We start from the raw sequence: 14,311 nt of genomic DNA, 5'->3' as shown, positions 1-14,311 counted from the left end.
AGTCCGAACAGTGTATACCGCTGGCCCCCGGTTTCTCCGGTATGGCCGGACCGGTTCGCTTTCGGCGGTCGACCGGGCGCTGGGACGAGCAGCGGGTCAGACAGGACCTGTTCGCCCCGCTCGACGACCGCTTCGGCGCGCGACTGACGACGCCGAAGATCGACGGCCCGCGCGGGTACCGCGCCCGCCGGTTCGAGATGGACAACGGCGACCTGGCCCTGTTCGCCTGGAACGACGACGGCGCCTACTGGCTGGGCAACACCGAGACGCCCGAGGCGCTGTGGCGCACCGAGAAGGAGACATTCGACGAGGCCCCCTACGAGGTCTCGCGGTGGGCCCAGCGCGAACTCACCTACGACCTCCAGCGGCAGGCCCCCTGGCTGGCCGCCCACGAGTACGTCTCGTGGTTCTTCCTCCCGGTCCTGTTCTCGAAGGACGGCCGCGAGACCACCCGCGCGTTCTTCGACCGCGACGCCGCGGGCTTCCCCGACGCCACCCGCGAGGAGGGGTTAGAGTTCTACGAGCGGTTCCTGAAGACGGGCGTCCTCGACGACCACCGCTACACCATGGCCGCCAAGCTCGGCACCAGCGAGCGCGACGAGTTCAGCCGCATGCGGGCCACCATGGGCGAGTTCGACGCCGCGAAACTGCTGGCCGACGCAGCGATTCCGTTCGTCCCCGAGTCCGAACAGGACTCCGGGCACGCGCTCGATTTCGCCGTCGAGACGCCCGGCGGGGAGCGGCTCGTCGAGGTCACCCGCCCGATGGCCCCTCGCAATCGCCCCGCCGGCACCCCCATCGCCGCGCTGCGGCGCACCGTCGACTCGAAGACCCGCGACCAGCTCGCCATCCACGACGACGCCGTCCTGCTGGTCGACTGCACCTCCTTCCGCGACGACGAGTGGAACCCCATCCGCGCCGAGCGCCCTTCGGTCGGCTACCAGCCCACCGTCGTCTTCCGCTACCGCCCCGACGGCCGCTGCGAGGGCTACCGCCACGGCGACGTGCCGCTCGACCTCGACGCCGCCGTCGAGTGGGTCTGACTCACCGCTCGGGGCCGACCTCGTCGAGCGCGGCGTCGGCCAGTTTCGCCTCCGCACGCCGCAGGTGCTCGCCCGCGGTCTGTGGGGAACAGCCGAGTTCGGCGGCCACGTCGGCGTGGGTGGCCGCCCGCGGCGTCTCGTAGTAGCCCAGCCGGTTCGCCGCCGCGACGGCCTCGCGCTGGCGTTCGGTCAGCGATCCGCCCGTCGACTCGGGGGCGGCCGGCGTCGGGGATATCCCGTCGATCCGCACGTCGATGTCGTCGCCCCGGCGCTCGAAGGCGGCCTGGAGCGGGTCGGGGTCGCCGACGACCGTCGCGTGGACCTCGCCGTCGCGGAACACGACCGGCGTCCGGACGACGAGGCCACCGGATTCGAGCGCGGCTGCGAGACAGCTAAAGACCGGCACCGTCGACCGATCGACGTGGAGGACGAGGCGGGCCGGCGAGTCGCGGGCCCCGCTGGAACGCCCGCTCTCCGACCCGACGACCTCGCAGCGCTCGACGCCGGGGGTCTCGCCCGCGGCGTCGACCAGCGGGGCGGGGTCGCCGTCGACGGCCAGCAGGAGGGTCGCGTCGTCCGCGACGAGATTCCAGTCGATGACCCGGGCGCGGTCGACGGCCGCCGCCGTCGCCAGCCGGTCGAGCAGCGGCGGCGCCCGCGAGCCGTCCACCCCGGCGGTGACGCGGACGTGTTTCACACCCGAAGGGTCCGGCGAGGGGGTAATAAATCCCGGTTCTATGCCGCCCGGAACGCCCTCCGGGCGGGCGCCACACCGCCGGAGTACATGTCCGACGAGACATCGCGACGGACGCATCGAGTCGAGAACGGCGCGGACGCTCCCGGCGCCGACGACCGACCGCTCGCCGTCGACGCCGAGGGGCTCGAACTCGCGTACGCCGACGGCACCCGGGCCGTCGACGGGCTGACGCTCTCGGTCCCGCGGGGGGAGTGTTTCGGCTTCCTCGGGGCCAACGGCGCCGGGAAGACGACGACGATCAAGGTGCTCGCTACGCTGCTGGAGCCCACGGCGGGGGGAGTTCGGGTCAACGGGTACGACGTGACCGGCGAGCGCACGCGGGTGCGGGCCTCGGTCGGCTACATGGCCCAGGAGACGAGCGTCGACGAGGAACTCACCGCCCGGGAGAACCTCGCGTTCGCCTGCGACGCCTACGGCGTTCCCCGCGGCGAGCGGGCCGACCGCATCGCCGAGTTGCTGGACCTGGTCGAGCTGTCCGACGTGGCCGACACGCCGGCGGGGAACTTCTCCGGCGGGATGAAGAAGCGACTGGACGCGGCGACGGCGCTGGTCCACGACCCCTCGCTGGTCTTCCTCGACGAGCCGACGACGGGGCTGGACCCGAAGGCGCGCAACCGCCTGTGGGACTACTTCCGGCGGATCAACGACCGCGGGACGACGGTCTTCCTGACCACCCAGTACCTCGAAGAGGCTGACCGCCTCTGCGACCGCCTCGCGGTGCTCCGCGACGGCCGCGTCGTGGCCGACGGGTCGCCGGCCGACCTCAAACGCCGGGTCGGCGGCGAGCGACTGGACCTCGAAATCGACGGCGGCCCCGGCGCCGTCGAATCGGCCGCGGCGGTCGTCCGCGAGTCGGCGGCCGAGGTTCGCCGCGAGTCGACAGCCGAGGCCGTCCGCGAATCGGCGGGCGTCGACGGCCCGGACGGGGACACGGGGCACCCGACCGCGGTCGAACCCAGCGTCGAGACGGCCGGGGACACTGTTCGCGTCAGCGCCCCCGACGCCGGCGACCTCGGGCCGGACCTGCTGGTCGCGCTCCGCGACGCCGGCCTGTCGGTGACGGGGTTCGCCGTCGAGGAACCGACGCTGGACGACGTGTTCCTCGCCATCGCCGAGGAGTCGGCCGACGACCCGTTCGACCGGGAGAGCGGTCGGACGAGCGAGAACGCTCCCGAATCGGCGGAGCGACTGGAGGTGGACGCGTGAGCGCTCCGGACTCGGCCGCGGACGCGCCGGGGACCGACGGGCCGGCACCGGCGACGCCGGAGACGGGCAACACGTTCCTCGGGGACGCCTGGGTCAACGCGAAGCGGTGGACGCGCAAGGCGGTCCACAACCCGACCGCGTTCCTGCTGGAGATCGTCGTCGCGACGCTCTCGCTGGTCCTCTTCGCGGCCGTGTTCGGCGACGTGGGGAGCGTCGCGCTGACGCGGGCGGGCTTCGCCGACGTGGACTACGTCACCTACCTCCTGCCAGCCGTCCTCGTGCAGGCGACGATGGGGTCGGCGTTCTCCTCGGGGATGGGGCTCGTGAGCGACCTGGAGAGCGGGATGTTCGAGAAGACGGTCGTCACGCCGATGTCGTGGACCGCGGTCTTCGCGGGGAAGGCCGCCGCCGAACTCGCCCGTATCGTCGTCCAGCTGCTCGTCGTCCTCGGGCTCGCCGTCGCGCTGGGCGCCGGGATCGAGACCGGCGCAGCCGGCGTCGCGGGGGTCGTCGCGGTCTGTCTGCTCGTCGGCCTGCTCTTTATGGCCGTCTCGAACGTCGTCGGCCTGCTGGCCCGCGACGACGAGGTGGTCAACGCCGCCTCGATGCTGTTCATGTTCCCCCTCCTCTTCCTCTCGCCGGCGTTCGTCCCGCTGTCCGACGACATCGAGTTCGTCGCGGCGTTCAACCCCGTCACCTACGGCGTCGACGCGGTCCGGGCGCTGGTCCTCGGCCGGGACGCGTCGACGGTGCTGTCGATTTCGCGGTTCGGCGGGGTCGCCGACACGGTCGTCCCCGCCGTCGCCGTCCTCGTCGCGCTGAACCTCGTCGTCGGCGCCGTGGCCGTTCGGCTGCTCGCACGCGCCAGCAGCGCCGAAGTGGTCTGAACGGTCGAGCGGGGGCGATGACCCGGCGCTCGTGACCGAACTCAGACCGCGGGGCCGAACTCGTCCAGCGCGGCCCGGGCGAGTTTCGCCTCGGCGCGTTTCAGGTGTTCGCTGGCCGTGCTCGGGGCGCAGCCCAGTTCGGTCGCGATGTCCTCGTGCGTGGCGCCGCTCGGGTGGTCGTAGTACCCCAGGTCGAGCGCCGCCTCGACGGCCTCGCGCTGGCGGTCGCTGAGGCGGGCCCCCGGTGACTCCGGCGGCCCCCGAAACGGGCCGACCTCACTGACGGTCACGTCCACGGCGTCGGGGACCGAATCGAGCGTCGCCTGCAGCGCCGCCGGGTCGCCGACGATGGTCCCCTCGACGCGCTCGTCGCGGTAGACGACCGGCGTGACCACGACGAGGCCCGCCCGCGTCATGGCCCCGACCATCCGGCGAAAGAGCGGGACCGCGTCCGGGCGGGCGTCGACGAGCATGTAGAACTCGCCGCTCCCGGTCTCGGCGACGTCGACCGCGTCGATACCGGGCGTGTCCGTCGCCGACGCGCGGAACCCGTCCGGGTCGCCCCGGACCGCGTACAGGAGCGTCCCCGCCTCCGCGGGCCCGAGGTTCCAGTCGAGCAGGCGGGCCTCGCTCGCGCGGTCCGACGCGGCGAGCAGCCGGAAGAACTCGGGGGCCGCCTCGAGGTCGGGCGCGGCCGAGACGCGGAGGCGCTTCACCCGTGGACCGTCGGCGCGCCGACACTTGAATCTCCCGGCTATGCTCGGGAGAACCCGTTCCACGGCCGCCGCCCACCGATCGGACATGAACGAGGCGCCATCGCTGGCGGCCCGGGACGTTCGCAAGGAGTACGGGGGCGTGACGGCGCTCTCCGGCGTCGACCTCGCGGTCGACGGGCCGGAGATACTGGGGCTGGCCGGCCCGAACGGGTCGGGGAAGACGACGTTCATCCGCTGTCTGCTCGGCCTGGAGCGGCCGACGGCGGGCGAGACGCGTGTGGGCGGGACGCCCTCCGGGTCGTTCGAGGCGGCCGACCGCGAGCGCCTGGGGTACATGCCCCAGCACGCGGCGGTGTACGACGACCTCACCGTCCGCGAGAACGTCGCGTTCTTCGCGCGCCTCTACGGCGTGGCCGGCCGCGGGGCGCGACGGGCGGGCGAGTCGCGGAGCGGCGACCGGAGCGAGGAAACCCTCGACGCGGCGGTCGAACGCGCCCTCGATGTCGTGGACCTGACCGACCGGGCCGACGCCCGGATCGGCGAGCTCTCGGGCGGGATGGTGCGCCGTGCGAGTCTCGCGTGCGCGCTCGTCCACGACCCGGACGTGCTCTTCCTGGACGAGCCGACCGTGGGGCTCGACCCGCGGCTCCGGTCGGCGATGTGGACCGAGTTCCGCCGGCGTCGCGACGAGGGCGCGCTGGTCGTCGTCTCGACGCACTACCTCGGCGAGGCGACGAACTGCGACCGGGTCTGTTTCCTGCGGAACGGCCGCGTCCTGGCGCTCGACTCGCCGGACGGGTTCCTCGAGGCCACCGGCGCGGACGAGATGGAGGAGGCGTTCCTCGCCCTGCTCGATGAACGCGACGAGGCGGACAAACAACCGGCGGCGACCGGGGTCCCGACGGGAGGGCGCGAGCCGTGAGGGGAGCGGTCCCCGTCGCGGGACGCATCCTGCGGACGCTCAGAGGGGACCGGCGGACGCTCGCGCTGGTCGTCGCCGTCCCCGCGTTCGTCGTCTACCTGCTGAGCGAGGTGTTCCCGCGGCCCGAGCCCGTGGCCCCGGTCATCCTCGGCGTGTTCGTGTTCTTCCTGACGTACCTGCTCACGGCGGTCGGCTTCCTGCGGGAGCGAACGGCGGGAACGCTCGAACGGGTGCTCGTCGCGCCGGTCGCCCGGAGCGGGGTCGTCGCCGGGTACGTCCTCGGCTACGGCGCCCTCGCCGCGGTCCAGTCGGTCGTCCTGCTCGCCGCGGCCGTCGCCTTCCTCGACGTGACGTTCGCCAACGGCGTCGCCCTGTTCGTCGCCGTCGAGCTCCTCGGTGCGTTCACCGCGCTCGGCGTCGGCGTCTCGCTGTCGCTGTTCGCCGAGAACGAGTTCCAGGCCGTCCAGTTCATCCCCGTCGTGATCACTCCCCAGGTGATCCTCGGCGGGACCTTCCTCCCGGTCGAGGAGCTCCCGGTCTACCTGGCGTGGCCCGCCCGCGCGATGCCGATCACCTACCTGATCCGGGCGATGGAGTACGTCGTCCTCGACCGGCGGACCCCGGGCGAGTTCCACGTCGCCGTCGCCGCGCTCGTCGCGTTCGTGGCGCTCGCCCTCGCCGTCTCGCTGGCCGCGATCCGGCGGGCGGCGTGAACCGACCCCCGTCACGGCCTCGCACGGCGACCGAACCGGTAAGTGACTGCCGGGCGACCCGGGGGCATGGACGAACTCCCCGCCGACGCGGTCTACGACCGGACGCGCCCGACCGAACTCGCGGTCTCGCCGGACGGCGACCGGGTCGCGTTCGCCGCCAGCGAGGCCGACCCCGACGAGGACGAGACCCTGCAATCCGTGTTCGTCGTCCCCGCCGACGGGAGCCGCGACCCCCACCGACTCACTCGCGCCAGCGGCGCGTGGAACGTCGAGTGGTCGCCGGACGGCTCGAAGCTCGGCGTCGTCATGGTCCGCGACGAGGACGTGGACATGCGCGTCGGCCGCGACGACGAGGGCGAAAACGGAGCCGACGCTGACGGCGAGACCGACGGCGACGACGCCGAAGACGCTGCCGACGAGGACGGCGAGGAGAACGGCGCGAACGGCGACGACGAACCCAAGCCCCAGGTCTGGGTGTACGACCTCGAACTCGGCGGGGACGCCCGGCAGGTGACCGACCGCGAGGAGGGCGTCCGGGACTTCGACTGGGGGCCCGAGGGCGAGCGGGTCGTCGTCTCGGCCCGGGACCCGACCGACGAGGAGGCGGAGTACCTCGAACAGCGCCGCGAGGACGGCCCCGTCGAGACCGAGCGCCTCCAGCACAAGATGGACGGCCAGGGGTGGCTCGACACCGTCACGACCTACCTGTTCGTCGTCGACGTCGAGACCCGCGAGGAGCGCCGGCTCGACGACGCCCGCGGCGGCGGGATCTTCGAGGCGCTCGGCGGCCTCCAGCCGGCCTGGCACCCCGAGGACGAACGGATCGCGTTCTGCGCGTACCACGGCGACGACCCCGACGACACCTACGTCTACGACCTCCACGTCGTCGACGCCGCGGACGGGTCGGTCGAACGCCTCACCGACGGGGAGTACACCGCGTCCGGTCCCGTCTGGAGCCCCGGCGGGAACCGGCTCGCGTTCGCCGCCCGGAACCCGACGAACTGGTACGTCCCGGCCGACGTGGCGGTCGCCGCCCCCGATACCGGCGAGTACCGCGTCCTCACCGGCGACCTCGACCGGACGCTGGGGTGGGGCGGGGGGCCGCAGTGGCTCGACGACCGGCGGATCCTCGCGGGGATCGGCGACGAGGGGTGGACCCGCTTCGTCCGCCTCGACGCGGGCGAGACCGGCGTGCCCGAGGGGCCGGACCCCCGCCACGATCGCGTCTTCGACCGACAGTCGCGGACGGAGACCCACCTCGGGTTCGACGCCGACGCCGGGACCGTGGCCGCGATCCGCAGCCACCCCGCGGAGGGGTACGACGTGCACGCGATGGACGCTGCGGACATCGACGCCGGCCCCGACGACGCGGACCCGCGCCGGCGGCTGACCGACCTGAACCCCGACCTCGTCGCCGACTACGACCACCCCGGGACCGCACGGTCGCGCTTCGAGAGCGACGACGGCACCGCCGTCGAGGCGATCACGCACTACCCGCCCGACTTCGACCCCGACGACCCCGACCCGCGGCCGGCGCTGCTGTGGATCCACGGCGGCCCGATGGCCTACGACCAGCCGCAGTTCGCGCTCCTGACCTCGTTCTGGACGACGCGGGGGTACCTCGTCCACCGCGTCAACTACCGCGGGTCGACCTCCTACGGCCGGGCGTTCTGCGAGGCGCTGAAGGGCGCCTGGAACACCGTCGAGGTCGAGGACCTGCTCGCGGGGACCGAGGACCTCGTCGACCGGGAGTGGGCCGACCCCGACCGGCTGTTCGTCGGCGGCTTCTCCCAGGGCGGGGTCAACACCGCGTACGTGCTGACCCGAACCGACCGCTTCGCTGCGGGTCTCGCCGAACACGGCGTCTACGACATGCGCTCGGCGTTCGGCACCGACGACTCCCACCGGTGGATCGAGAACGACTTCGGCCTCCCGTGGGAGAACCCCGAGGCGTACGACGCGGCGTCGTCGATCACCGACGCCGACCGGATCGACACGCCGCTCCTGCTGACCGCCGGCGGGAACGACTGGCGGTGTCCGCCCACCCAGTCCGAGCAGCTCTACCGCACCCTGCGGAAACGCGGCGTCGAGTCGAAACTCGTCGTCTACCCCGACGAGCACCACAACGTCGGCGACCCCGACCGCGAGATCCACCGGCTGGAGACCCTCGACGACTGGGTCGCCCGCTTCGACCCCGGGCGGGAAGGCGACGAAAACGGCGACGAAACTACCGGCGCAGGCGGTGAGGACGGAGCTGACGGCGACGACGGCGACGGTGACGGCGGGACCGACGACCACTGACCCGGTGTCGCCCCGCGGTCGGGCCGGTCACCCGAGCGCGTACGCGAGCACGTAGACGACCGCCGACCCGATCATCAGGAACACCATGATGAGCGCCAGGACCTGCTGGCGGTCCAGTTCGAGGGGGTTCATATCGGGTCGTTGTCGCCGGCACGGTTAGGGTTTTCGCGGCGGCGCCGACCGCCCGTCGCCGCTCCCGGGAGGCCGAGCGGCCCGAAGCGGTCCGCCCGACAACAAGTCTAATATGTGACCCGTCCGAAGCGACAGTATGGAGCGCTCCATCGAACGCGAGCGACTCGCATCGGTCGGCGGCACGCTCCTCGGCTACGCGCTGCTGGCGCTGGGCGTCGCCATGGTCAGTTTCACGGCGTACCAGCTGCTGTTCGCCTCCGGGCGGGCGCTCGAGACGCCCGTCGCCGTCGGTCCTCGGGCCGTCGCCGGCCTGGCTGCCGGCGCCGCGGGCTATCTCCTCCTCAGGCGGACCCTCGACAGGGACGCCGACCCCGACGAGCCGGACGTCGAGCCCTCGGAGGCCCGCAAGGCCGACGCCTACGAGTTCGACACCTGAGGGCTCTTCCCTTCGCCTCGCTCCACAGCCTCCAGAGACCGCCGTCCGCCGGGTGTCGTCTTCACCCCGCCGGACCCCCGAATAGATCCCGACGGATTTCGAGCGGAAACGGCGGAAACTGGACACAGCCACGCTGTGTGTCCCGTCCCCAAACGTCCTCCGAACCCCAAGCCCCTTCAAACGCTACTCGCAAGGTGCCGGGCGCCATGACCCGTTCACCGTCTGTCGATCGCCCCGCCAGTCAGGTCCGCGCCGACCCGACAACCGGGGGTATCACCTGAATGCGGGACCCTCTCGCCCGATCCCCCGACCCGGTCGCACAGGCGCCGACCCGTGCGGTTTCCCGGGGTGTTCGCGCGTGAGTTTCAGTTCCGTCCAGAAGTCGTTCCTGAAGTACCAGCACGTCTTCGTGTTCGCGGCGCCGGTGGTCTTCGTCGCGAGCGTGTTCCTGTTCGCGCCGACGGACGGCGCCGGCGGTCCGGGCTACTGGCTGGAGTACTGGTGGCTGTTCCCGGCGTTCCTGACCGGCGCCACCATCGTCAACACGGTCGGGATCAGCGGGTCGGCGCTGTTCGTCCCGTTCCTGATCTTCGTCTATCCCCTGTTCGCACAGCCGCTCACGCCCCAGACGATCGTCAAGGTGGGGCTGATCAGCGAGGCGTTCGGGCTGTCGAGTTCGTCGGTCGCGTTCGTCCAGTACGGGCTGGTCGACCGGCGGCTCGCGCTGAGCATCGTCGCCGGCGCCGTCCCGTTCGTGATCGCCGGGGCGATCCTCTCGTTCGTCGTCCCGGAGCCGGTGTTCCACGGGCTGCTGGGGCTGGCGCTGCTCGCCGCCTCCGTGCTCCTGTTCAGGGCCGATCTGGACCACGAAGAGCCCGAGGGAGCGACCGACGGCGAACTCAGGGCCGCGACCGACGGCGGCACCGCGGACCTGCCCGACGACGCCGACAAGCTCGGTCCCGCCGGCGTCGACACCGCCGCGGACGGCACCGTCACGCGGGTCGACCGCGAGGGCGACGACTACTCGTACACGCGCGGCGGGTATCTCGAACGGTTCGCCAACTACAGTATCGGCGGTACTTTCCAGGGGCTGGCCGGCTTCGGCGCCGGCGAACTGGGCATCATCTCGATGCTCCGGACGAACGTCCCCGTCCGCGTCGCCATCGGCTCGAACCACATCGTGGTCGCCTCGACGGCCATCCTGGCCTCGGTCGTCCACGTCTTCGGCGGGACCGTGCTGGACGCGCTCGGGATCCACGTCCCCGGCGTCCACTCGCTGTCCCTGGCGACCACGCCGTGGAACATGGTCGTGTTCACCGCGCCCGCGGCGGCGACCGGCGGCCAGATCGCCCCCTACGTCTCGAACGCCCTGGAGACCGACACGATCAAGACCTTCGTCGGCGGCCTGTTCGCCGTCATCGCCGTCGCGCTGTTCGGCATGGCGGTGGGTGTCTGATGTACGACGACGTCCTCCTCCCCACGGACGGCAGCGAGGCGACGGCCGCCGCCGTCGACCACGCGGGCCGCCTGGCCGAGGTCCACGGCGCGACCGTCCACGTCCTCTCGGTCGTGGACACGCGCAACCGCTTCGAGAGCCCGTCGGCCGGCATCGCCCCCGACGCGTGGCTCGCCGCCGAGCGCGAGCGCGCCCGCCAGGCGGTCGACGAGGCCGTCACCGCCCTCCCCGAGGACGTGCCCGCCGAGCGCGTCGTCGAGGAAGGCGTCCCGAAGTCCGCGATCCTCGAATACGTCGCGGAGCGCGACCCCGATCTGGTCGTCATGGGCACGCACGGCCGGACGGGCCTCGACCACTACCTCATCGGCAGCGTCGCCGAGAACGTCGTCCGCGAGTCGCCCGTCCCCGTCACGACCGTCCGCGTCGACGAGTGACGACCCGCGGAACCGGCGGCTCCCGCCGTCCGCTCCGCTCTCGACCCGACGCCCACCCGTTCGCGTGACAAGGTTGATACGTCGGCGAGTCGAACCGTCGATATGGTCTCCCGACCCGCGTCGAACGGGCGGTTCGTCTCCGTCGTGGGCACCGTCGTCGCGCTCGCGTTGCTCCTGGTCGGCGGCGCCGTAACGGCCGAGGCCGCTTTCGAACTCCTGATCGCGGAGGGACCGGTGCTGGGGGCGCCGGGCGTCGGTATCGGGAAAGGGGCGGTCGGCCTCGTCGCCTTCGCCGTCGGCTGTCTCGTCTTCAGGACCGTCGCCAGCCGGGACGCCGCCCCGCCCTCGGAAGACCCGGACCACGACTCCGACGCGGCCAGCAGATTCATCCTGGACTGGTAGCGCCCCGGTATCGGCACCGACCCGCACCGCGTCGTCCGACCCCGCCTTCTCGCGACTGATCCGTCCCGTAGCGACCGCCGTCACGTCGGCGATCGGTCGGACCAGCAACGTTTATCACTCGGTAGTATAACCTAGTAATCGATGTCGACGCAACTGCGACGCGCCAGGGAAGGAACGGTGACGGAGGCGATGGAGCGGGTCGCCGAGCGGGAGAACCGCGACCCCGAGTTCGTCCGCGAGCAGGTGGCCGAAGGGCAGGCGGTGATCCCCGCCAACCACGGCCACGAGTCGCTGGACCCGATGGTCATCGGGCGGGAGTTCGGAACGAAGGTCAACGCCAACATCGGCGCGAGCGAGACGACCAGCGACCCGGCCGAGGAACTGGAGAAGCTCCACACCGCCGTCCACTACGGCGCGGACACGGTGATGGACCTCTCCACGGGAGGCGACCTCGACGAGATCCGCGAGGCGAACGTCGAGTACTCGCCGGTGCCCGTGGGCACGGTCCCCATCTACGAGGCGGTCACGCGGGTCGACGACGTGGCCGACCTCACCCACGAACTCCTGCTGGACGTGATCGAGAAGCAGGCCGAGCAGGGCGTCGACTACATGACGATCCACGCCGGCGTGAAGATGGAACACCTCCCGCTGACCGACGGCCGCAAGACCGGCATCGTCTCCCGGGGCGGTTCGATCCTCGCCCAGTGGATCGAGGAGAACGGCATGGAGAACCCGCTGTACGCCAAGTTCGAGGAGATCTGCGATATCTTCGCCGAACACGACGTGACCTTCTCGCTGGGGGACGGGCTCCGTCCGGGCTCGCTGGCCGACGCGAGCGACGAGGCGCAGTTCGCCGAACTCGACACGCTGGGGGAGCTGACCCGGACCGCCTGGGACCACGGCGTCCAGGTGATGGTCGAGGGACCGGGCCACGTCCCGATGGACGAGGTGGCCGACAACGTCGAGCGCCAGCAGGAGGTCTGCGACGGCGCGCCCTTCTACGTGCTCGGCCCGCTGGTGACCGACGTGGCGCCGGGCTACGACCACATCACCAGCGCCATCGGAGCGACCGAAGCGGCGCGGGCGGGCGCGGCGATGCTCTGCTACGTCACGCCCAAAGAGCACCTCGGACTGCCCGACGCCGAGGACGTGCGCGAGGGGCTGGCGGCCTACCGGATCGCCGCCCACGCCGCCGACGTGGCGAACGGCCGTCCCGGCGCTCGCGACTGGGACGACGCCCTCTCCGAGGCGAGATACGAGTTCGACTGGCGCCGGCAGTTCGAGCTCGCTCTGGACCCCGAGCGCGCCCGCGAGTACCACGACCAGACGCTGCCCGGCGACAACTACAAGGAGGCCCGCTTCTGCTCGATGTGCGGCGTCGACTTCTGCTCGATGCGCATCGACCAGGACGCCCGCGAGGCGGACGGCGAGGGTCAGATGGAGGCCATCGACGACGAGACCGACCTCGAAGAGTCGCCCGCCGCCGAGGTGAACCGCCCGCCCGTCGGCGAACACGACGGCGCCGACGTGCCCGACCTCCCGAAGTTCGTCGACCCCTACGGCCGCGAGGAGCCGGCCGACGACTGAAGTCCGCTCTCCCGACAGCTTCAAACGCCGCGCCGGTTGTCGCGAGTGCTACGGGTCTATTTGGGCCTTCGCGTCCGAGTAGGCGTATGCCACGATCTGCCACGGAGGGTCGACGGTGACCGACGGAGCCGCGCCGACCCGCGACGCCTTCCTCCCGGTCGCCGCACAGCCGTCGGTCGATCAGCTCGTCGAGTTCGCCCGCGAGGCCGAGCAGTTGGGCTACGAGCGCGCCTGGCTCCCCGAGACCTGGGGCCGCGACGCCGTGACGACGCTGACGACCATCGCCGAGCGTACCGAGACGATCGGGATCGGCACTTCTATCGCGAACGTGTACTCCCGTTCGCCGGCGCTGATCGGCCAGACCGCCGCGACGCTGCAGGAGGTCTCGGAGGGGCGCTTGCGCGTCGGCCTCGGCCCCAGCGGCCCAGCCGTCGTCGAGGGGTGGCACGGCGTCGACTACGACCGCCCGCTGCGGCGGACCCGCGAGACCATCGAGGTCGTACGGCTCGTGCTCTCGGGCGACCCCGTCGAGTACGACGGCGAGATATTCACGCTCTCGGGGCTGCGTTTACGCTGTGATCCGCCGGAGACGGTCCCGGGGATCGACGCCGCCGGGATGGGGCCGAAGTCCGTCGAACTCGCCGGCCGGTTCGCCGACGGCTGGCACGCGCTGATGCTGACGAGAGGGGGATTGCGCGACCGGCTTGCGGACCTGAAACGGGGGGCCGAACTCGGCGACCGCGACCCCGAGGAGTTGCGCGTGACCCTCTCGCTCCCCTGCATCGCGCTGGACGACCGCGAGCGGGCGCGGCGGCTCGCCCGGAACCACCTGGCGTTCTACGTTGGCGCCATGGGCACGTTCTACCGCGAGGCGCTCGAACGGCAGGGCTACGACGAGGAGGCCGTCGAGATCGCCAGCGAGTGGGCCAACGGGAACCGGGAGGCCGCGCTGGCCGCCGTCTCCGACGAACTGCTCGACGACCTCGGGATCGCCGGGACTCCAGAGGAGTGTCGCGAGCGCTACGCGGCGTGGGAGTCGATCGAGGGCGTCGACGCCGTCTCGGTGTCGTTCCCGCGGGGCGCGGAGCCCGACGAGATCTCCGCGACGATGCGGGCGCTTGCTCCCGCGTGACGGGTCTTTTTTGAACGGGACAGTTCGCGATCCGAACTCGCGGCCGCCCAGCGATTCGGATCGGGAAGCCGGCGGGCGCGGGTCCGCCGCCGCGCACGACGAATACGTCGTCTCGGTGTCGCAGAGTCGCGATCTCGGCGTCGCGTCGCGTAACCGAAATCGCGGAAAATCAGGGGGGCGAAGAAAC

14 protein-coding genes are annotated in these 14,311 nt (G+C 71.9%); 12 read left to right on the top strand and 2 right to left on the bottom strand.

Features of this window, described 5'->3' with window-relative positions:
- The first annotated feature begins 41 nt into the window (after window positions 1–41).
- Window positions 42–1,043: a DUF5784 family protein gene (locus E3328_RS14605; RefSeq protein WP_135365359.1), complete on the top strand. Its 1,002-nt coding sequence runs from the start codon at window positions 42–44 to the stop codon at window positions 1,041–1,043.
- A 1-nt stretch (window position 1,044) separates the two neighbouring features.
- Here the strand turns inward: E3328_RS14605 and E3328_RS14600 are convergent, their stop codons facing one another.
- Complete coding sequence (locus E3328_RS14600; RefSeq protein ID WP_135365358.1) at window positions 1,045–1,740, bottom strand: helix-turn-helix domain-containing protein; 696 nt, start codon at window positions 1,738–1,740, stop codon at window positions 1,045–1,047.
- A gap of 87 nt (window positions 1,741–1,827) precedes the next feature.
- Here E3328_RS14600 and E3328_RS14595 point away from each other — a divergent pair, with 87 nt between their 5' ends.
- Both E3328_RS14595 and E3328_RS14590 read left to right on the top strand, forming a co-directional pair.
- Entirely contained in the window at window positions 1,828–3,006 is a 1,179-nt protein-coding gene (locus tag E3328_RS14595; RefSeq protein ID WP_135365357.1) for an ABC transporter ATP-binding protein, read from the top strand.
- Window positions 3,003–3,893, top strand: a complete 891-nt coding sequence (locus E3328_RS14590) for an ABC transporter permease (protein WP_135365356.1) — start codon at window positions 3,003–3,005, stop codon at window positions 3,891–3,893. The genes E3328_RS14595 and E3328_RS14590 overlap by 4 nt, the downstream gene beginning before the upstream one ends.
- Before the next feature lie 41 nt (window positions 3,894–3,934).
- Here E3328_RS14590 and E3328_RS14585 read toward each other — a convergent pair whose 3' ends face one another.
- Window positions 3,935–4,609, bottom strand: a complete 675-nt coding sequence (locus E3328_RS14585) for a helix-turn-helix domain-containing protein (protein WP_135365355.1) — start codon at window positions 4,607–4,609, stop codon at window positions 3,935–3,937.
- Window positions 4,610–4,694: 85 nt separating this feature from the next.
- On the opposite strand from E3328_RS14585, the gene E3328_RS14580 reads away from it, so the two are divergent.
- From E3328_RS14580 to E3328_RS14540, 9 genes are all read left to right on the top strand, one after another.
- Window positions 4,695–5,531 (top strand): ABC transporter ATP-binding protein, encoded by an 837-nt coding sequence (locus E3328_RS14580; protein WP_135365354.1) that lies wholly within the window; start codon window positions 4,695–4,697, stop codon window positions 5,529–5,531.
- A complete protein-coding gene (locus E3328_RS14575; protein ID WP_167837411.1) occupies window positions 5,528–6,244 on the top strand; it encodes an ABC transporter permease in 717 nt (238 codons plus the stop codon). Before E3328_RS14580 ends, E3328_RS14575 begins: the two co-directional genes overlap by 4 nt.
- A 66-nt stretch (window positions 6,245–6,310) precedes the next feature.
- Window positions 6,311–8,545, top strand: a complete 2,235-nt coding sequence (locus E3328_RS14570) for a S9 family peptidase (protein WP_135365353.1) — start codon at window positions 6,311–6,313, stop codon at window positions 8,543–8,545.
- A 268-nt stretch (window positions 8,546–8,813) separates the two neighbouring features.
- A complete protein-coding gene (locus E3328_RS14565) occupies window positions 8,814–9,113 on the top strand; it encodes a hypothetical protein (RefSeq protein WP_135365352.1) in 300 nt (99 codons plus the stop codon).
- 358 nt (window positions 9,114–9,471) lie between these two features.
- Window positions 9,472–10,569: a sulfite exporter TauE/SafE family protein gene (locus tag E3328_RS14560; RefSeq protein WP_135365351.1), complete on the top strand. Its 1,098-nt coding sequence runs from the start codon at window positions 9,472–9,474 to the stop codon at window positions 10,567–10,569.
- On the top strand, window positions 10,569–11,003 hold the full coding sequence (locus E3328_RS14555) for a universal stress protein (RefSeq protein ID WP_135365350.1): 435 nt from the start codon (window positions 10,569–10,571) through the stop codon (window positions 11,001–11,003). Before E3328_RS14560 ends, E3328_RS14555 begins: the two co-directional genes overlap by 1 nt.
- 102 nt (window positions 11,004–11,105) lie before the next feature.
- Window positions 11,106–11,405: a hypothetical protein gene (locus tag E3328_RS14550; RefSeq protein ID WP_135365349.1), complete on the top strand. Its 300-nt coding sequence runs from the start codon at window positions 11,106–11,108 to the stop codon at window positions 11,403–11,405.
- Between the two features lie 141 nt (window positions 11,406–11,546).
- On the top strand, window positions 11,547–12,992 hold the full coding sequence (thiC, locus tag E3328_RS14545; protein ID WP_135365348.1) for a phosphomethylpyrimidine synthase ThiC: 1,446 nt from the start codon (window positions 11,547–11,549) through the stop codon (window positions 12,990–12,992).
- A gap of 115 nt (window positions 12,993–13,107) precedes the next feature.
- On the top strand, window positions 13,108–14,124 hold the full coding sequence (locus E3328_RS14540; RefSeq protein ID WP_135365347.1) for a TIGR04024 family LLM class F420-dependent oxidoreductase: 1,017 nt from the start codon (window positions 13,108–13,110) through the stop codon (window positions 14,122–14,124).
- Window positions 14,125–14,311 lie beyond the last annotated feature (187 nt).

Origin of the sequence: Halosimplex halophilum (genome assembly GCF_004698125.1) — an archaeon.
GTDB classification, from domain to species: domain Archaea; phylum Halobacteriota; class Halobacteria; order Halobacteriales; family Haloarculaceae; genus Halosimplex; species Halosimplex halophilum.
This window is presented reverse-complemented; position numbering and strand designations above follow the sequence as displayed.

Bases quoted from the DNA above. Each gene is read 5' to 3' on its own strand.
- E3328_RS14605 (WP_135365359.1), top strand. From the start codon at position 42: ATGGCCGGACCGGTTCGCTTTCGGCGGTCGACCGGGCGCTGGGACGAG.
- E3328_RS14595 (WP_135365357.1), top strand. From the start codon at position 1,828: ATGTCCGACGAGACATCGCGACGGACGCATCGAGTCGAGAACGGCGCG.
- E3328_RS14580 (WP_135365354.1), top strand. From the start codon at position 4,695: ATGAACGAGGCGCCATCGCTGGCGGCCCGGGACGTTCGCAAGGAGTAC.
- E3328_RS14570 (WP_135365353.1), top strand. From the start codon at position 6,311: ATGGACGAACTCCCCGCCGACGCGGTCTACGACCGGACGCGCCCGACC.
- E3328_RS14565 (WP_135365352.1), top strand. From the start codon at position 8,814: ATGGAGCGCTCCATCGAACGCGAGCGACTCGCATCGGTCGGCGGCACG.
- E3328_RS14555 (WP_135365350.1), top strand. From the start codon at position 10,569: ATGTACGACGACGTCCTCCTCCCCACGGACGGCAGCGAGGCGACGGCC.
- E3328_RS14550 (WP_135365349.1), top strand. From the start codon at position 11,106: ATGGTCTCCCGACCCGCGTCGAACGGGCGGTTCGTCTCCGTCGTGGGC.
- thiC (WP_135365348.1), top strand. From the start codon at position 11,547: ATGTCGACGCAACTGCGACGCGCCAGGGAAGGAACGGTGACGGAGGCG.